The organism is Arcicella sp. GW458-12-2-14-TSB2, from assembly GCF_059423785.1.
On the sequence record NZ_JBWKYN010000108.1, the window covers coordinates 1 to 19,703 of the forward strand.

A 19,703-nucleotide genomic window follows, 5' to 3' on the forward strand; every position below is an offset into this window, starting at 1 on the left:
AAATAAAGCAAAAAAAGAGGTGCAGGTTTAAAAATTTCATAAAAATCATTTTTTTCTTGTGAAATTCAATTTTAGAAGTATAAATTTGTACCAAGAAATAAGGAAATTAACCAAATATTAAAAAATCCAATAACAAAATCATGGCAAAAGCTAAACTTGAGTACATTTGGTTGGACGGTTACAAACCAACTCAGAGCCTTCGTAGTAAAACTAAAATTGAAAATGATTTTAGTGGTAAATTAGAGGATTGCGACATGTGGTCATTTGACGGTTCATCAACAGAACAAGCACCAGGTGGTTCTTCTGACTGTCAATTAAAGCCTGTTTTTATCTGTAAAGACCCTGAACGTTCTTTATTAGGAACTCCTGCTTATTTAGTTATGTGCGAAGTATTGGATTCAGAAGGTAATCCACATGAGTCTAACGGTCGTGCTACGATTGAAGATGATGACAATGACTTCTGGTTTGGTTTTGAGCAAGAATATTTCTTATATGACTTAGCTACAAATCTTCCTTTAGGTTTCCCTGCAAACGGTTATCCTCGTCCACAAGGACCATATTACTGTTCAGTAGGTGCTAAAAATGCTTATGGACGTAATATCGTTGAAGAACACTTAGAATATTGTCTTCAAGCTGGTTTGAACGTAGAAGGTATCAACGCTGAAGTTGCTGCTGGTCAATGGGAATTCCAATGTTTCTCTAAAGGAGCAAAACAAGCTGGTGATGAAATCTGGGTTGCTCGTTATTTATTAGAAAGAACTTGTGAGAAATACGGTGTTTGGGTTAACTACCACTGTAAGCCACTTGGTAATACTGACTGGAATGGTTCAGGTATGCACGCTAACTTCTCTAACACTGCTCTTAGAACAGCTGGTAAGAAAGAAACTTACGACATTATCTGTCAAGCATTCGCTCCTTTCGTGAAAGAACATATCGAAGTTTATGGTGCTGATAACCATTTACGTTTGACTGGTAAACACGAAACTCAGTCTATCGATCAGTTCTCTTACGGAGTTTCTGACCGTGGTGCATCAATCCGTATTCCAATCGCTGCAGTTCAAAAAGGATGGAAAGGATGGTTAGAAGACCGTCGTCCAAACTCTGCTGCTGATCCATACAAAGTTGCAGCTCGTATTATTAAAACTGTGAAAACTGCTGTTATCTAGTTTTGATACAACATATATAAGCAAAAAAGCTCGGCTAATTTAGTCGAGCTTTTTGCTTATATACCAGATAATCAACTAATAATGAATACTATATACACTTAGTTTTGATTTTTTAGCTATAAATTTCAATCTTGATAACTATCTTTGCAGTATGAAAAAAGTAGCATTTTATACATTAGGCTGTAAACTCAATTATTCCGAGACTTCAACTATCTCAAGAATGTTTGAGCAAAAGGGCTATCAGAAGGTAGAATTCAATCAAAAGCCAGACATATTTATCATCAATACTTGTTCTGTTACTGAAAATGCGGACAAGAAGTGTAAGAAAATTGTAAAAGAAGCAAATAAGATAAATCCTGATGGTTATGTAACCATCATTGGATGTTACGCCCAATTAAAACCAAAAGAAATTGCCGACATCGATGGAGTAGATGCCGTATTAGGAGCAGCCGAAAAATTTCAATTGATTGATTTATTAGATGGTTTTGTAAAAGAACCAAGTGGCAATAAAGCCAAAATCTATAATCAAAATATTGAGGAGGCAGTGGAATATCATACTTCTTATTCCTTAAACGACAGAACGCGTACTTTCTTGAAAGTACAAGATGGTTGTGATTATCCATGTGCTTACTGTACTATTCCTCTTGCTAGAGGAGCTAGCCGTTCTGATACCATTCAAAATGTAGTAAAGGCTGCTCGTGAAATTGCTGAAAGTGGTGTAAAAGAAATTGTATTGACAGGAGTAAATATCGGTGACTTCGGTTTACAAAATGGCAAAAGAGTAAATACTTTTCTGGATTTAGTCAAAGCATTAGACGAAGTAGAAGGCATCGACCGCTTTAGAATTTCGTCGATAGAGCCAAATTTGCTTACAGATGAAATCATCACATTTGTGGCGAGTTCAAAACGTTTTGTACCACATTTCCATATTCCTTTACAATCGGGTTCAAACAAGGTGTTAGCCTTGATGAAACGTCGCTATAAAAGAGAGCTTTATGTAGATAGAGTTAATAAAATAAAGGAATTGATGCCTCATTGCTGTATTGGTGTTGATGTAATCGTAGGCCATCCAGGTGAAACTGATGAGGCGTTTTTAGAAACTTATCATTTCTTAAACGAGTTACCTATCAGCTATTTGCACGTTTTTACTTATTCTGAACGTGAAAATACTACTGCTTTGGCCATCAAGCCAGTAATACCTATGAGCAAAAGGTCTGAAAGGTCAAAAATGCTACATATTCTATCTGATAAAAAAAGAAGGTATTTTTATGAACAACATTTGCGAAATGACTTCACTGTACTTTTTGAAGAAGATGTTGAAAATGGGCAAATGCAGGGTTTCACTGAAAACTATATCAGGGTAACAGCTAAATATGACCCATTGTTGATTAATGAAACAAAAAAAATAAAACTAACTGCTATCAATGATAACATGGTGGTGGAAGTAGAAGAAGCAGAGGTTTATGAAATGCATTAAAACTTAATGTTGATAAGAAATCTTATTATCAAAAGAGGTCAGAAAACTAATTTCTGACCTCTTTTTTAATTATTGTAGTTTATACACTAAATGTTTGGCTGGAGGCCTTTTAATAGTCATCACTCGCATGATGCGAGCGATTGTATTTTTTTTCAAATATAAAAAATGACAAAAAGCATTTTTGGAAATTACAAATTAATACATCTAAACTAGCCTTTTTCGTATCTTTGCAGTGCTTATTCGTTTTAGTATCTCTTATCAAATATTGAAGGTTACGAATAGGCATTTTTGATAAGAAATACATTCACCCTGTAATCTCATGTTGAAGATGAAGCCATACAGAGTAATTCTTTATTATAATTACACGCCTATCCCCGATGTGGATACTTACCGAGAAAAACATCACTTATTTTGCCTTGAAAATCGTTTATTAGGACGTATCATTGTTGCGTCAGAAGGACTAAATGGCACTGTTTCGGGCCTAGCTGAAGACTGTGAACGATACATGAATTGGCTAGAAAACGACCCGATTTTTGCAGGCTCTGATTTCGATTTTAAAGTTGAAGAACATGACGTACACGCTTTTGCTAAACTTCATGTACGCGTAAAAGAAGAAATCGTTAATTCAGATTTGCCTGTTGACCCTAGAGTAAGAACAGGGAAACATTTGGAACCAGCCGATTTCAAAGCAATGTTGAAGAACGACCCTGACGTTGTACTGGTAGATATGCGTTCTAATTACGAACACAGTATCGGAAAATTCAAAGGAGCGGTTACTTTCGACATGGAAACGCTTAGAGAGCTACCTGAGCACGTTCAAGAAATTGAGCACCTTAAAGATAAAAAAATCATTACGTATTGTACTGGTGGTATAAAATGTGAAAAAGCTTCTGCTTATTTAATCGAGCGTGGCTTTGAAAATGTATATCAGCTACACGGCGGTATCATCAAATATGGCTTGGAAGAAGGTGGCGAGGATTTTGAAGGGAAATGTTACGTGTTTGATAACAGAGTAAAAACTGAAGTAAATACTGTAAACCCTGTTATTATCTCAAAATGCCATATCTGTAAAACTGATACAGAAGATATGGTAAACTGTGCTAATCCAGAATGTAACGAGCATCTACCAATTTGTGCTACTTGTTTACTAGAAATGGATGGGGCTTGTTCTGATGAATGTAAAAATCACCCACGCAAACGTCCTTACAATGTTAAAGGGTATTATTCGAAGCAGTCGGATAACTATACTCCAGAATTTGGCTTCAAAAGTAGAAAATTAACCAAAAGTCCTTTGGAACAAAACGCGTAATTTATATATTTGACGACTATATTCAACTAGAGGTATTGTAGCTATTTACAATACCTCTAGTTTTTTTCATTTAACTTAATTGAACAATGGCTATTTCACCAACCGATTTGATTACAAATGCTGATGGAAGCATTTATCATTTAAATCTTCGTCCAGACGATATCGCTGATACCATCATTACTGTGGGGGACCCTGAAAGAGTGGAAAAGGTATCTAAATATTTTGATAGCATAGAATTTAAAATCAATAAAAGAGAATTCGTTACGCATACGGGCTATGTAGGGAAAAAACGTTTGAGTGTAATTTCAAGTGGCATCGGCACTGATAACATAGAAATTTTAATGAACGAACTCGATGCGCTGGCTAATATAGACTTAGTTACCAGAACGCCATACGCCAATCATAAATCATTGAATATTATTCGTTTAGGAACTTCTGGCAGTTTACAAAAGGACATTCCTCTTGAAAGTATTGTAGTATCCAAATTAGGCATTGGCTTTGATTCACTAGGGTTCTTCTATCATTCACCAGACAGTGAAATTGCTGAATCTATCAAACAAAGTTTTGAGTTAGATTTTTTGCCTTATGCCAATACAGGAAGCCAACCATTATTCGCATTGATGATGGATAACAGCCCTAATAATTGGGTTGAGGGCAACACGGTTACCTGTCCGGGTTTTTATGCCCCACAAGGCAGAGTATTGAGGTATCATCCTAAGATTAAAAACCTTTTAGCAAAATTCAATGCTTACAAGCACGGCAATCTTGTATTAACAAACCTTGAAATGGAAACTGCGGGTTATTATTTGATGGGAAAAATATTAGGCCACGAAGTACTATCAATGAGTGCTATTGTAGCCAGTAGAATGACGAACGAATTTGCCCCGAACGCAGAAAAAACAGTTGATAATTTAATTCAACAAGCCTTAGAAAAGCTAACTAAATAACAACTATAATAGAAAAGGCTGTTTCTATCAACATATTGAAGAAACAGCCTTTAAAAATCTATCAGTGTAATTGGAAATTAACTACTATGAGTTAATTTTTCCTCTTAAAGCACGTGGGATGTCAATTGTAGCCACTGGAGCCGAAGGATTATTTAAAATCGCAACGTTTTCAGCTTTCAATTTAGCAACTTTCAATGTTTGTCCTAAGTCCAAACCTGTAATATCAGCTTCGATAAAGTCAGGAATGTTATCAGATAAACCTTTCAAAGATACTTTACGTAATTTTTGAACCATTTTACCCCCCTTACGAACGCCCGGTGCATCACCGATAACTTTCACAGGAACATCAATTTTGATTTCTTTACCTGCAACGATTTCTAAGAAATCGACGTGAAGAATCATTTCTGATACTGGGTGGAATTGTGAATCTTGAACGATAGCGTGGTGAATTTCACCTTCGATATTTAAAATTACTTCTGATACTTCAGGAGTATATAATAATTCGCGGAAAAGAATCATTGGTACAGCAAAGTGAATTTGTTTTTCACCACCATACAATACACATGGAGCTAAAGATTCGTTACGAAGATCTTTAGCTGATTTTGTTCCAAGGGTTTCTCTGTTATACCCTACGATTTCAATCTTTCTCATTTTTGAGTGATTTGTGTTGAAAGCCTGTCGATTTCAAGGAACTAATTCCTTAAGCACTATCCTCAATCAACCGTTTAAATTAATTTTTTATAAATAATGAACTGATAGACTCATGGTCACGAATTCTGCCAATGGCTTTGGCAAATAATTCTGCTACTGATAATACTTTAATCTTATCGCTAGCTTCTTTTAATGGAATAGTATCAGTAACAACAAGTTCTGTCAGAACTGAGTTATTGATATTCTCATACGCTTTTCCAGAAAGCACTGGGTGTGTTACGATAGCTCTTACCGATTTAGCTCCTTTATCCATGATTAATTGAGCGGCTTTACACATGGTTCCACCCGTATCAATTAAGTCATCGACTAACACTACATCCGCTCCGGTAACATCACCAATCAATTGCATAGTAGCTACTTCGTTAGCACGTTTACGTTGTTTATCGCAAATTACCATTTCGGCATTAAAGAACTTAGCAACATTACGCGTACGAACCACACCACCAACGTCAGGAGAAGCAAACAATAAATTATCTAATCCTAATGATTTTAAATAAGGAACGAAAATCGCTGTTCCTTCTAAGTGATCTACAGGGAAATCAAAGAAACCTTGAATTTGTCCAGCGTGCAAATCCAATGTCATTAATCTGTCGGCCCCAGCAGCAGTTAATAAATTAGCTATCAATTTTGCGCCAATACCTACTCTTGGTTTGTCTTTTCTATCTTGACGAGAATAGCCAAAATAAGGCATAACAACCGTAACATAGTGAGCAGAAGCACGACGAGCGCCATCAATCATTAACAAAAGCTCCAGCATATTATCAGCTGGTGGGAAAGTCGACTGAATGATGAAAACATCACATCCTCTAATAGACTCATTAAAACTTGGTGACATCTCACCATCTGAGAAACGTTGAACAGAAGACAATCCTAAATCTTTTCCGTAAAAGCGAGCAATTTCTTTTGCTAAATATTCGGAAGATGATCCAGTAAAAATCTTAACTTGATTGATAGCAGCCATTTTTTTGGAGAGTTTTGTAAATCTCTCTTAATTCAAAATTATCTTGGAAATACCTTTTCTGAAATTTACCGCAAAAGTACAAAAATCATTTAGTAAAATAGCATCAAAACAACGTTTTTTCATGTATTTGTTGTTTTCATCAAAAACAACATTACATAATACAACTATTTATTGATATATCACCTTTTTAGCTGAAAGCAAAGTGTTTTTCATCAACGAAACAATCGTCATCGGGCCTACTCCTTTAGGCACTGGTGTGATGAAAGAACATTTCGGTGCTACTTCGTCAAACTTAACATCACCCTTTAAAGCAAAGCCAGATTTCTTAGTAGCATCTTCTACCCTTGTCAAGCCTACATCAATAACAACAGCACCATCTTTTACGTATTCAGCCGTGATAAATTCGGGACGTCCTAATGCAGCAATCAAAATATCAGCACTAGCACAAACCGCAGGTAAATCTTTCGTTTTAGAGTGGGTAAGCGTTACGGTACAATTACCGATTTTATTATTTCTTTGCATTAAAATAGACATTGGCAAGCCTACAATTTGGCTACGACCTACTACCACACAATGTTTACCAGAAGTCTCTATGTTATAATATTCCAATAAATCTAATACCCCTTGCGGAGTAGCAGAAATATACGCAGGAAGACCTTTCGCCATTCTACCAATATTGATTGGATGAAAACCATCCACATCTTTACTTGGTGCAATTGTCTCCATTACTTTATCGGGATTGATATGGTTTGGAAGAGGTAATTGAACAATCAATCCATCCATATCTTCATTATCATTTACTTTTTGAACCTCCGCTAACAGTTCTGCTTCGGTAATACTTGGGTCAAAACGAAGTAAAGTTGAATTAAATCCTAACTCTTCACAAGATTTCACTTTGTTGGCAACATACGTTTCAGAAGCTCCATTATTTCCCACCAAAATGGCTACTAAATGAGGCGTTTTACCTCCAGATGCTTTGATTTCAGCTACTTCCAATGCGATTTCTTTCTTGATTTCGTCAGCAACTGCTTTCCCGTCTATAATTTGCATGGTTTGTTTTTTTGTAATTTGAAGTCGCAAAATTACGGCTAGTTTTTTGTTAAGCAAAACAAATTGGGTTATCTCTGGCTATATCCTAATCATTTACCAAAATATCCCATAATTTAGCCAAGCCCACACTACCGATATGCTCGATAAAAGACATATTCTTTCTAGTGGCAGATTCTGGCTTTTTAGGGTCAATGACGTAAATAGGCACAAAACTTAGCACATAATTAACTAACCCAGCTGCTGGATATACCTGTAAGGACGTCCCTACTACGACGAAAATATCAGCACTTTCTGCTATTTCAATGGCTTCGTGTATAAGAGGAACATCTTCATGAAACCACACGATATGCGGGCGAAGTTGTGAACCTTTTTCACATTTATCACCCAAATTGATGGGCTTTGTGCCAATATCATAGACCAAATGTTCATCAACTGTCGACCGAGCTTTTGTTAATTCACCATGAAGGTGCAACACATTGGTAGAGCCAGCGCGTTCATGAAGATTATCTACATTCTGAGTAATGATTTGGACGTCGTAGTATTGTTCAAGACGCGCTAAAATTTTATGTCCTTCGTTAGGCTCAACATGGTCTAGCTTAGCCCTTCGTTCATTATAAAAACGCAATACTAATTCTGGGTCTTTTTTAAAGCCTTGTGGCGTGGCTACATCTTCAATGGCATGATTCTCCCAAAGTCCATCCGATGTCCTAAAAGTAGGTATGCCACTTTCAGCTGAAATACCAGCACCAGTAAGGACTACTAATTTCTTTTTTGTAGGGTTCATTTCTATATAAATGATTTATTTTGCTTCTAAATTTTAAAATCAAAAAAAGGTCGCCAATCAGAAATCGACAACCTTTCTTTAAAATATTAGGACTAAATGAGATTCAAAAAGAATAATCACAAATTACTCATTCACTAAATCACTCAATTATTAGATTTACTTCTTCTTCCCTCTAGTTGTAGGTGCAGGAGCTTCCTCGCCTAGTTTGATACAATCTTCCAGCGTTAAATCTTCAGGTTTAGTATCTTTCGGAATTTTGATATTTCGTTTCCCAATCTGAATATAGGGGCCATACATTCCATTTACTACTTTGATTGAATCATTTTCAGGGAATTCTTTCAAGTATTTATTGGCTTCGCTATCACGTTTTTTGATGATAATCTCAATCGCTCTTTCGCCAGTAATTGTGTCGATGCTCTCACCTCTTCCTAATGAATAGAATTTGCCATTATGTTTTACATAAGGCCCAAATCTACCTTTGCCTGTTGTGATAGGCTCTCCTTCAAAACTTCCAATGGCACTTCCAACATCTGCCTGACGCTTTTCCAGAATCAATTCGATGGCTCTTTCTTCTGTTATCGTAAATGGGTCTTCAGTAGGCGGAAGGCTCGTATATTTATCATCATGACGAATATAAGGCCCCATTTTGCCTGCTCCAATTACCATAGGCTTATCTTCAAAGAAACCAACTTCTCGTGGCAGTTTTGGCAATTCCATCAATGCCAAAGCCTCCTCTAAAGTAATGGTTGTTACTAACTGGTCTTTCTTAAGGTTGAAATAAACAGGTTTTTCATCATCTTTGGTTTTAGCTTCGCCCAATTGTACATAAGGGCCAAACTTGCCTAATCTTACCGAAACAGGCTTTCCTGTTTTTGGGTCAATACCCAAATCACGTGTTGAACCTACTGTGTTTCTATCAACACCTTTACTATCTTCAATGGTTTGATGGAAGCCTTGGTAAAAGTTATCAATCATTTTTGACCACTCTACCTTTCCTTTGGCAATCTCATCAAATTCATCTTCCATGTCGGCAGTAAATTTAAAATCAACTACTTCCTTGAAATTTTCGACTAGAAAGTCATTCACTACCATACCTACTGAGGTAGGGAATAGCTTAGCTTTTTCAGTACCAAATGTTTCTTTGCTTATTTTTTCAGAGATTTTGTTCTCTTTCAAAATAATCTCTTTAAAGCTTCTCTCCTTGCCTTCTCTGTCTTCTTTTACAACGTATTCACGTTTGATAATCGTTGAAATAGTCGGGGCATACGTAGAAGGACGACCCACACCTTTATCTTCTAAGGCTTTTACCAAACTCGCTTCTGTATAACGTGCTGGTGGACGAGAAAAACGCTCAGTAGCTTTTAGCGTATCTAAATTCAGGATTTGCCCAATATTTAAAGGAGGTAACATTTTTGAGTTTTCTTCATCATCCTCATCATCTTTGCCTTCTAAATATACCTTTAAGAATCCATCAAATTTAATAACTTCTCCTTGTGCTATTAGTTCCTCAGACGTAGTAGAAATTCCAACTGTAGCAGTGGTTCTTTCTAATTGTGCATCTGCCATTTGCGAGGCAATAGCACGCTTCCAAATAAGTTCGTACAAACGTCTCTCTTTGGCGTCTCCAGAAACAGTACTTTCAGCAAAATCTGTTGGACGAATAGCTTCGTGAGCTTCCTGTGCAGATTCATCCTTGGTCTTATACTGTCGGGTCTGTACATAATCTACTCCATAGGCATTTGTAATGGCTTCTTTAGCTTTTGCGATTGCTTCTTCTGATAGACTCGTTGAGTCTGTTCTCATATAAGAAATCTTACCTGCTTCGTATAGTTTCTGTGCATACATCATGGTTGATGCCACAGAATATCCTAATTTACGTGAAGCCTCCTGTTGTAAAGTAGAAGTGGTAAAGGGTGCCGTTGGAGATTTTTTAGCAGGTTTTGTTTCTAAGTTCTTAATCTTGAACTCTGCTCCTATGCATTTTGTCAAAAACGCCCTTGCTTGTTCCTCAGTTTCAAAATTTTTGGGTAGTTCTGCCTGTAAAACTCTCCCTCCTGCTAATGGGAACTGTGCTATAATTTTGTAAGAAGATTTTGAATCAAAAGTTTCAATATCTCTTTCGCGTTCTACAATAATCCTAACTGCTACAGATTGTACTCTACCTGCAGAAAGCCCCTTTTTCACTTTAGACCATAGCACGGGTGAAAGTTCAAAACCTATCAGACGATCGAGCACACGGCGTGCTTGCTGAGCATTCACTAAATCAACGTCAATAGTTCTTGGGTTTTGAATAGCGTTTTGAATAGCCTTCTTGGTGATTTCTCTAAAGACAATTCTATTCGTATTATCAGCTAGCCCCAAGGCTTCTTTTAAATGCCATGAAATAGACTCTCCCTCACGGTCATCATCGGTTGCTAGCCATACTACATCAGCAGATTTAGCGGCAGACTTTAGTTCGTTGACAACTTTTATTTTCTCAGGAGATATTATATAAGTAGGCTTGAAACCATTTTTAATATCGATGGCGTCGTTTTCTTTAGGTAAATCTCTAACATGACCGAACGAGGATTTTACCGTAAAATCTTTTCCTAAATATCCCTCAATGGTCTTTGCCTTTGCTGGAGACTCTACTATTACTAAGTTTTTCGACATTAATTATTTTGATTGGTGGAGTAAACAATCGAAATTATTTACAAAATATTTATGCTTTAGAGGCTAAAATCCATTAGTTTGATGCCCACTTGGGTATAAAATGCCTGAAAAAGACCTCTACGTTTTATATTTTGTCAAATATATAAACTTCATTTCAAAATGTAGTCCATTTTTTTGATAACAGTAATAAATTTGCAGAATTCTATTATTTATTCTAAATGAAAATTAGCCATCAACCTATATTAATTTGCCAGATTATATGAAGAAGCTGTTTAAACTTTCCCTTTCGGATTAAACTAAGTCTTTTAAAATAGCTTGTTCCAAAATTTACACAATGTAGCGATGCTATGCTTCGCAAATTTTGAAAAAAACAATTCAAAAATACAATACTTTCACCTCAGAATCCGAAAGTTTAAACCGCTTCTAAATAAATCTTAGAGTGCTTCAAAAATACGCTCTCTTTTATATAAACAACAAAAAAGCCTGAGTGTTTGCTCAGGCTTTTTTAATATATGTTATGCTATTATTTCACCAACTTAATGTGTGATGGAGCAAATTTAGTCAAATTGATACCATCAACTGCTTTTACATACTCTTCGATAGTAGGCGTTCTACCAAGAACTGTAGAAAGAACTACCACTGGTGTTGATGAAAGCAAAGATTCGCCTTTTTTAGCATCTGTATCTTCCACAACTCGACCTTGGAATAAACGAGTAGAGGTTGCCATTACGGTATCACCTTTTGCAGCCTTCTCTTGGTTACCCATACAAAGGTTACACCCTGGACGCTCTAAGTATAACATTTTTTCGTATGTTGTACGTGCAGCTGCTTTAGGTGCATTATCATCAAATTCAAAACCTGAGTATTTTTGTAATACTTCCCAGTCGCCTTCCGCTTTCAATTCATCAACAATGTTATAAGTTGGCGGTGCTACTACAAGTGGTGCTTTAAATTCAACTTTACCATTTTGTGCTTCAATGTTTTTAAGCATTTGTGCCAAAATTTTCATATCACCCTTGTGAACCATACAAGAACCAATAAATCCAAGATCTACTTTTTTATCGCCACCATAGTAAGACAACGGTCTGATAGTATCATGGGTATATCTTTTTGAAACATCGGCATTGTTTACGTCTGGGTCAGCAATCATTGGTTCAGCAATTAGGTCTAAGTCAACTACTACCTCAGCGTAATATTTAGCGTTAGCATCAGGTCTAAGCGCTGGTTTTTCACCAGATTGAATTTCAGCAATTCTCTTATTAGCCTTATCAATCAATCCCTGAAGCACTTGGTTTTTGTTGTCCATGCCCTTGTCAATCATGATTTGGATTCTGCTTTTAGCAATCTCCAATGACTCTATTAAAGTAGCATCTTCAGAAATACAGATAGATGCTTTTGCTTTCATTTCCGCTGACCAGTCTGTAAATGTAAAGGCTTGGTCGGCAGTAAGTGTACCAATATGCACCTCAATAATTCTACCTTGGAACACGTTTTCTCCACCAAATTGTTGAAGCATTTGTGCTTGAGTAGCATGTACTACATCACGGAAATCCATATATTCCTTCATGTCACCTTTAAAAGTAACTTTTACAGAATCAGGAATTGGCATAGACGCCTCGCCTGTAGCAAGTGCCAATGCCACTGTACCAGAGTCAGCACCAAAGGCTACACCCTTAGACATACGAGTGTGCGAGTCACCACCAATGATGATAGCCCAGTCATCTACCGTGATGTCATTCAATACTTTGTGAATTACATCGGTCATTGCGTGATAAACCCCTTTAGGATCACGAGCAGTAATCAAACCGAAGTCGTTCATGAACCTCATCAATTTTGGAATGTTCGCCTGAGCTTTTTTATCCCAAACAGAAGCCGTATGACAACCTGATTGATAAGCACCATCAACCGTCGTAGAAATAGTAGTTGCAGCCATTGATTCTAATTCTTGGGCTGTCATCAAACCAGTAGTATCTTGCGAGCCTACGATATTTACTAATACACGAACATCTGAGCCTGCATGTAAAACTTTACCTGGCGTAGCACCTACTGCGTTTTTATTGAAGATTTTTTCTACCGCTGTAAGGCCTTGTCCTTCATTAGAAACTTCTTTTGAAGGAGCATATACTGGAGCAATTGCAATACCTAAAAGTTCAGAAGCAAATGTTTGGATTTTTTTACCAAATACGATAGCATAAGACCCCCCTGCTTTGATAAATTCTATTTTTTGAGGAGTAAACGCCTTAGAAATATCAATCAGCTCTATATCGCCATTGTATAATTTCTTCGTTTTTGTATTAATCGTAAGTACGGTACCTGTTTCTACAGAATACACCTGCTCAAGTATCGGCTCGTTATTTTCATCACGAATAATTTTACCCGCTTCATCTACTTTTTTAACCCAGTTTTTAAGGTCAATTCCGATACCGCCCGTTACATCTACTGTAGTAAGGAAAATTGGAGAAATACCATTCGTACCACCAACAATTGGAGCAAAGTTCACGAAAGGAACATAAGGACTTGCTTGCTTGCCCGTCCAAAGTGCCACATTATTTACTCCTGACATTCTTGATGAACCTACACCCATTGTTCCCTTTTCTGCAATTAACATCACAGATTTATCAGGGTGTTGCGCTTTCAATGCTTCGATTTCAGCTTGAGCAGCAGGAGAAATCATACATTTTCCGTGCAATTCACGGTCAGAACGTGAATGAGCTTGGTTTCCCGGAGAAAGTAAATCTGTTGAAATATCGCCTTCACCTGCGATAAAGGTAACCACTTTAATTTCTTCAGGTATTTCTGGAAGTTTCGTGAAAAATTCTGCTTTAGCATAACTCTCAAGAATGTCTTTTGCTGTTGCATTGCCACTTAGGAAGGCATTTTTCAAACGACTCAAGTCTAAATCGTATAAATAAACTTGCGTTTTCAATACGTCACCTGCCTGTTTTGCAATAGCAGCGTCATCTCCTAAAGCCAAATCTAATAATACTTCAATCGAGGTACCACCCTTCATGTGTGATAACAATTCGAAAGCAAAATCAGGCGAAATTTCTTTTACAACAGACTGACCAAGTATAATCTCTTTTAAAAACTTAGCCTTTACACCTGCCGCAGGAGTAGTTCCTGGCAAAGTGTTATAAATAAAAAACTGAAGTGAATAAGGACGGTGCTCGTTGCCCAAATCTTTAATTTGTTCAATGATTTCGCTTACCAATTCAGCACTATCAATTGGCTTAGGATGAAGTCCTTGCGTTTTTCTTTCTTCGATTTCTTTAAGGTAATCGTTATAAAAATTCATATTGTATTATTTACAGTTATTATGGTATTTTTACGTGTATATTTTTATATCAGTAAACTTCTTCTTAGAATTTAAATTAAGTTTTTCTGTGAATTAGTTGTCTTACAAATTTATAAAAAGCAACTTCGATTTAAAAATTTTTTATCGAATAGACGTTTTTAACATATATTTTCTTTGTTTTGTGTTATTTTTAATTGTGTTATTCTATCATTGAACAAGCAAGCATGATTTTTTTATTAATTCCCAATTAACAATAAAACCTTATAACATTAAAAAATGTATTTTTAACGATATAAGTACGCCCACAGACTGCAAAGAACTTAAAATACCTGAAATTTGTTATCTCTATACATTAAGAATGGAAAATAGTAATTAGATTTATGGATAAATCTTTATTCTTTAAATCTTATAATTTCGTGAACTCTTAACTAAAAACATATTATGGCTTTTGACATTGAAATGATTAAAGCAGTTTACGATCGTATGCCAGCCCGTGTGGAGGCAGCTCGTAAACTTGTCGGCAGACCCCTTACCTTAACAGAAAAAATTCTTTACTCTCACTTGTGGGAAGGTACTCCAACAAGTACGTTTGAGAGAGGTGCTTCTTATGTTGATTTTGCACCAGACCGTGTAGCGATGCAGGATGCTACAGCTCAAATGGCTCTTTTACAATTTATGCAGGCTGGTCGTCCGAAAGTAGCTGTTCCTTCTACTGTTCACTGCGACCACTTAATCGAAGCTAAAGTAGAATCGAAAATTGACCTTTCGGTTGCGGTTGATAAAAACAAAGAGGTTTACGATTTTCTCTCATCTGTTTCAGATAAATATGGCTTAGGCTTCTGGAAACCAGGTGCTGGTATTATTCACCAAGTAGTATTAGAAAACTATGCTTTCCCAGGTGGTATGATGATTGGAACTGACTCTCATACAGTAAATGCTGGTGGGTTAGGTATGATTGCCATTGGTGTGGGCGGTGCAGATGCTTGCGACGTAATGGCTGGTTTAGCTTGGGAGTTGAAATTCCCTAAACTTATTGGGGTTAAATTAACTGGTAAATTAAACGGTTGGACTGCTCCAAAAGACGTAATCTTAAAAGTAGCAGGTATCCTCACTGTAAAAGGAGGTACTGGCTGTGTCGTTGAATATTTCGGCGAAGGTGTTACTTCAATGTCATGTACAGGAAAAGGGACTATCGCCAACATGGGTGCTGAAATTGGTGCAACTACTTCTACTTTCGGTTATGACGAATCGATGGCTCGTTATTTAGCTTCTACAGGGCGTGCTGAGGTAGCTGCTTTGGCCGATGCTATTAAAGAACATTTGACTGCTGACCCAGAAGTATATGCTGACCCAGCTTCTTATTTCGACCAAGTTATCGAAATCGACTTAGATACATTAGAACCACATTTGAACGGTCCTTTCACACCAGATTTAGCAACGCCTATCTCTAAAATGAAAGAATTAGCAGAGAAAAACGGCTGGCCAACTAAAATAGAAGTAGGTTTGATTGGTTCATGTACAAACTCATCTTACGAAGATATTTCGCGTGCGGCATCTTTAGCGAAACAAGTGGCTGCCAAAGGCTTAAAAACAAAATCAGAATACACTATCACACCGGGTTCTGAATTAGTACGCTATACAATCGAACGTGATGGATTCATCGAAACTTTCAATGAAATCGGAGGTAAAGTATTCTCTAATGCTTGTGGACCATGTATTGGTCAGTGGGCTCGTGCAGGTGCTGAAAAAGCTGAGAAAAACACCATCGTTCACTCTTTCAACCGTAACTTCGCTAAACGTGCTGATGGTAACCCTAATACGTACGCCTTCGTTGGTTCTCCTGAATTAGTAACGGCTTTGGCAATTGCTGGGGATTTGACATTCAACCCTCTCACAGATTTCTTAACAAACGAAGCTGGAGAATTAGTAAAATTAGATGCACCATCAGGTGATGAATTACCTAAAAGAGGATTTGCAGTAGAAGATGCTGGTTATCAAGCACCTGCTGAAGACGGCTCTTCTGTACAAGTGAAGGTTTCTCCAACATCTGATCGTCTTCAATTATTAGATCCATTTACAGCTTGGGAAGGCACTGACTTATTTGGCTTGAAATTATTGATTAAAGCAAAAGGAAAGTGTACCACTGACCATATTTCTATGGCTGGACCTTGGTTGAAATATCGTGGACACTTAGATAATATCTCAAACAATATGTTGATTGGGGCATTGAACTTCGCTAACGAGAAGACAGACAATGTTAAAAACCAATTAACAGGTCAATACGGGCCAGTTCCTGCAACACAACGTGCCTATAAAGCGGCAGGTATCGGAACAATCGTAGTGGGTGATTCAAACTATGGAGAAGGTTCTTCACGTGAGCACGCTGCGATGGAGCCGCGTCACTTAGGTGTTCGTGTAGTATTAGTAAAATCTTTCGCACGTATTCACGAAACTAACTTGAAAAAACAAGGTATGTTGGCAATTACATTTGCGAATGAAGCAGACTACGATTTGATTCAAGAAGACGATACAATAAATGTGCTTGGTTTAACTTCATTTGCTCCGGGTAAGCCATTGCAAGTTGTTTTAAACCATAGTGACGGTTCAACTGATACTATTGTAGTAAACCATTCTTATAATGATCAACAAATTGAATGGTTTAAAGCAGGTGGTGCATTGAATATCATTCGTGCTAATGTAGCTAAGTAATTTATTAGGTATAGGTATATCAGCCTCTTCCCCAACCCCTTCTCCTTCAGAGAAGGGGCTTTTTTTCTACTAAATTACCTTTTTTATCTTCCTCATTAAACTGACAGCATTTCTATAAATTCATTCTCGGTGATTATTTTAATTTTACAGCCTATAGCAACTAATTGCTCTGCCATGCTAATTTTTGAAGATTTATATCCTTGGCTGACTCTATAAACATCTGATTGTCCTATTACAACATAATCCGTTTTATTGCTTACACCACTTGAACAGCTTCCTCCTAGTCTTTTTATTAAGGCTTGGGCGTCTTTTCTTACAAAATACTCTAATGTTCCAGTAAACACTACCTCTTTACCATTAAAAGCATTGGAGTGGCTCTCATTAATAGCTATTTCAAGGGTTTTCTTTTTCTTTGAAACTCCTGTGGAACGTTTCTTAGCCTGATTATTAGCCTTGAATAGGTATATTTCTTCGATACTTGTTAACGATAACTCATCCAACACTTTAAGGACTAAATGAGCGCATGCTTCCGCATCCTCTAAAGCATTATGATGGTTGAATCTATAATTTTCAAGTTTAGAGGCTACCAAATAACTCAATCCGTAACCTATTTCTCCCTGCCAAGCCATTCTTGATAAGGCAATCGAGCACATGGGCGTAAACTGAGCAGTTTGTATATTATAATGCGAGCAGACGCTATTTAATACACCAAAATCAAAACTTGCATTGTGTGCAATGACTACTTGATTATCCAAAAGAGGTTTCAGTTCATGCCAAATCTCCTTAAAAGTTGGTTTATCTACTAAATCCTTCAATTCGATTTTGTGGACTTGATTTTGGTAAAAGCCCATTTCAAAGGGAGTAGGTTTTATCATCCATTCTTTTCTCTCAACGATATTTCCATTTTCAACCCTTACAAGTCCCAAAGCACAAGCACTTCCTTTAAAATTATTAGCGGTTTCAAAATCAATTGCAACAAAATTCATCTTGATAATTTTTATGGTTGAGTGGTGATATACTGGCTAACTTTTAATCTACCAACGATGTTAATATTTTACCAAATTTATTAGAATTAACATTACGTAAAAAGTCTCAGATTATTATATGTTGACAAATGATAATGAAATACCCCACTTTGAGAAGCAATTAGTGCAAATTGAGCAACATCCTAACCTCATAAAAGTACCAAAGATGGCTAAGTATGGCTTGGAATAAATGTGGATGACTTTCGACAAGGAGCTATACTTTTTTGATAGGATTACTCCTTTTAATATGCTTTATAGCATGGTAATAGTTTTTGAGGCATGAATGATCAATTATAACGTTTTAAAATAATGGAATTAGAAGTTCTTTTAAGAAAATATATTTCAAACGATAGTTATACTAGTCGGGACATTCCTGCTAGTCATAGATTGTATATAATAGATTTATATATTAAAGATCTGAAAAACTATTTGAAAGAGTTACATGAGTTGATTATTAATCAAACTGAAAATGATGAAAATAAAGCTCACCATTTAGGTTTATTAACAGGCTTAGTAGAGCGAATAATTGTCGAGTTGAATAATGAAAATAATATTGTAAATGAATTGAGTCAAATTGACCACACTGGAGAAGCTAACTTACGCTAATTGTGTCAGAAAAAATCTTTTTATACCAATATAACCATCTTAAAAAATTCTAACTGCCATTGATTGAGCCTTTGATGGCTCAAAAAACTGTAAAAAGCCCTCAAATATTATCTGGGGGCTTTCTTATAACAAAACAAAACCACAAGAAACCAAACTTGTGGTTCACAAAGATATTGAATATTTCTTATAAAAGGGAGATAAAGAGCATAGTTCCATTATTGTGGAGAATTGAATCAGTACAGTACCATACAAAATATAGAAAGCTTAATAATTATTCTCTATTAAGTTTTTAAAAACTTAATAGAGAATAATTTGGGACGAATATGAGCAGTAGTTTTTTCAATAGAAAATAAAGGTTTTATAGCTAATTTGAAGTAATGTATTCGTTATTATAAAGACAATATAAGCTAACACTTAAATGGTTTATCCAAAATTAAGCAAGCTAGGTTATGTAACAATACTATAGATTATAGTATGTAAAATTTAGCCATGAATAGAAGAATTTATAAATATTATGATTTTCAGTTAAACAAATTCATTAAACGTCAAGTTAGCAAAGTACGCTTTTAAAATAATCCCTTATAAAAGATAAATTGAATTATGAAGCTGTTAAAGGAATTGAGTTTTAGAATAACCTATCATGCCAAGGTTGAATAAGCTTCTACAGTTTTGTAATAGCCTATTCATTACAAAGGCAAAATCTCACAATTAAAGCCATGAAATCATGATAAAAAAATTAGCTACTAATACTTTTGATATTGTCATGAATGAAGAGGAAATAGAATCAAACGTATATAGAAGAAGAATAACTTCTAACATCCGTTTAGATTCAAATCCTAAAGAATATAAATTAGAATTTCTTTGTGAATATTCTGAATTATGGCATATCTATTCTAATCCCAACAATGAATTTAAAATTTGGGATGATAGCAATGAACATTTAGGTTATAAAGAAAGCAAAAAGAAATCTCTTAAATTATCATTAATAAAAAATAGTAAAGAGGATAAATC

At 36.1% G+C, this 19,703-nt stretch carries 14 protein-coding genes; 7 read left to right on the plus strand and 7 right to left on the minus strand.

The genetic code is table 11. The features are described from left to right. Positions 1 to 140 precede the first annotated feature (140 nt). From AC07XN_RS15495 to AC07XN_RS15510, 4 genes are all read left to right on the plus strand, one after another. Positions 141 to 1,166 (plus strand): glutamine synthetase beta-grasp domain-containing protein, encoded by a 1,026-nt coding sequence (locus AC07XN_RS15495; RefSeq protein WP_494743731.1) that lies wholly within the window; start codon positions 141 to 143, stop codon positions 1,164 to 1,166. 151 nt (positions 1,167 to 1,317) lie between these two features. After that, complete coding sequence (gene mtaB, locus AC07XN_RS15500; RefSeq protein ID WP_494743732.1) at positions 1,318 to 2,643, plus strand: tRNA (N(6)-L-threonylcarbamoyladenosine(37)-C(2))-methylthiotransferase MtaB; 1,326 nt, start codon at positions 1,318 to 1,320, stop codon at positions 2,641 to 2,643. A 328-nt stretch (positions 2,644 to 2,971) separates the two neighbouring features. After that, positions 2,972 to 3,952 carry an oxygen-dependent tRNA uridine(34) hydroxylase TrhO gene (trhO, locus tag AC07XN_RS15505; protein WP_494743733.1) on the plus strand — a complete coding sequence of 327 codons (981 nt, stop codon included), beginning with the start codon at positions 2,972 to 2,974 and terminating at the stop codon, positions 3,950 to 3,952. Between the two features lie 86 nt (positions 3,953 to 4,038). Then, positions 4,039 to 4,899, plus strand: coding sequence for a nucleoside phosphorylase (locus AC07XN_RS15510; RefSeq protein ID WP_494743734.1), 861 nt, complete (start codon positions 4,039 to 4,041; stop codon positions 4,897 to 4,899). A gap of 84 nt (positions 4,900 to 4,983) precedes the next feature. Here AC07XN_RS15510 and AC07XN_RS15515 read toward each other — a convergent pair whose 3' ends face one another. From AC07XN_RS15515 to AC07XN_RS15540, 6 genes are all read right to left on the minus strand, one after another. Then, positions 4,984 to 5,550, minus strand: coding sequence for a 50S ribosomal protein L25/general stress protein Ctc (locus tag AC07XN_RS15515; protein WP_309916745.1), 567 nt, complete (start codon positions 5,548 to 5,550; stop codon positions 4,984 to 4,986). 79 nt (positions 5,551 to 5,629) lie between these two features. Continuing rightward, entirely contained in the window at positions 5,630 to 6,571 is a 942-nt protein-coding gene (locus AC07XN_RS15520; protein WP_309916747.1) for a ribose-phosphate pyrophosphokinase, read from the minus strand. A gap of 168 nt (positions 6,572 to 6,739) precedes the next feature. After that, entirely contained in the window at positions 6,740 to 7,621 is an 882-nt protein-coding gene (locus AC07XN_RS15525; protein ID WP_309916750.1) for a bifunctional 5,10-methylenetetrahydrofolate dehydrogenase/5,10-methenyltetrahydrofolate cyclohydrolase, read from the minus strand. An 85-nt stretch (positions 7,622 to 7,706) separates the two neighbouring features. Continuing rightward, positions 7,707 to 8,405 carry an SIR2 family NAD-dependent protein deacylase gene (locus AC07XN_RS15530; protein WP_494743735.1) on the minus strand — a complete coding sequence of 233 codons (699 nt, stop codon included), beginning with the start codon at positions 8,403 to 8,405 and terminating at the stop codon, positions 7,707 to 7,709. Positions 8,406 to 8,561: 156 nt separating this feature from the next. After that, entirely contained in the window at positions 8,562 to 11,057 is a 2,496-nt protein-coding gene (gene topA / locus AC07XN_RS15535; RefSeq protein WP_494743736.1) for a type I DNA topoisomerase, read from the minus strand. Between the two features lie 523 nt (positions 11,058 to 11,580). Continuing rightward, complete coding sequence (locus AC07XN_RS15540) at positions 11,581 to 14,352, minus strand: bifunctional aconitate hydratase 2/2-methylisocitrate dehydratase (protein ID WP_494743737.1); 2,772 nt, start codon at positions 14,350 to 14,352, stop codon at positions 11,581 to 11,583. A 441-nt stretch (positions 14,353 to 14,793) separates the two neighbouring features. Between AC07XN_RS15540 and AC07XN_RS15545 the strand changes: the two genes are divergently transcribed. After that, entirely contained in the window at positions 14,794 to 17,061 is a 2,268-nt protein-coding gene (locus AC07XN_RS15545) for an aconitate hydratase (protein WP_494743738.1), read from the plus strand. A gap of 95 nt (positions 17,062 to 17,156) precedes the next feature. On the opposite strand, the gene AC07XN_RS15550 is transcribed toward AC07XN_RS15545, so the two are convergent. After that, positions 17,157 to 18,047, minus strand: coding sequence for an exonuclease domain-containing protein (locus AC07XN_RS15550; RefSeq protein WP_494743739.1), 891 nt, complete (start codon positions 18,045 to 18,047; stop codon positions 17,157 to 17,159). A 348-nt stretch (positions 18,048 to 18,395) separates the two neighbouring features. Here AC07XN_RS15550 and AC07XN_RS15555 point away from each other — a divergent pair, with 348 nt between their 5' ends. After that, positions 18,396 to 18,692, plus strand: a complete 297-nt coding sequence (locus tag AC07XN_RS15555; RefSeq protein ID WP_494743740.1) for a hypothetical protein — start codon at positions 18,396 to 18,398, stop codon at positions 18,690 to 18,692. A 724-nt stretch (positions 18,693 to 19,416) separates the two neighbouring features. After that, positions 19,417 to 19,703, plus strand: a 287-nt coding sequence (locus AC07XN_RS15560; RefSeq protein ID WP_494743741.1) for a hypothetical protein, incomplete at its 3' end; no start/stop codon positions are given.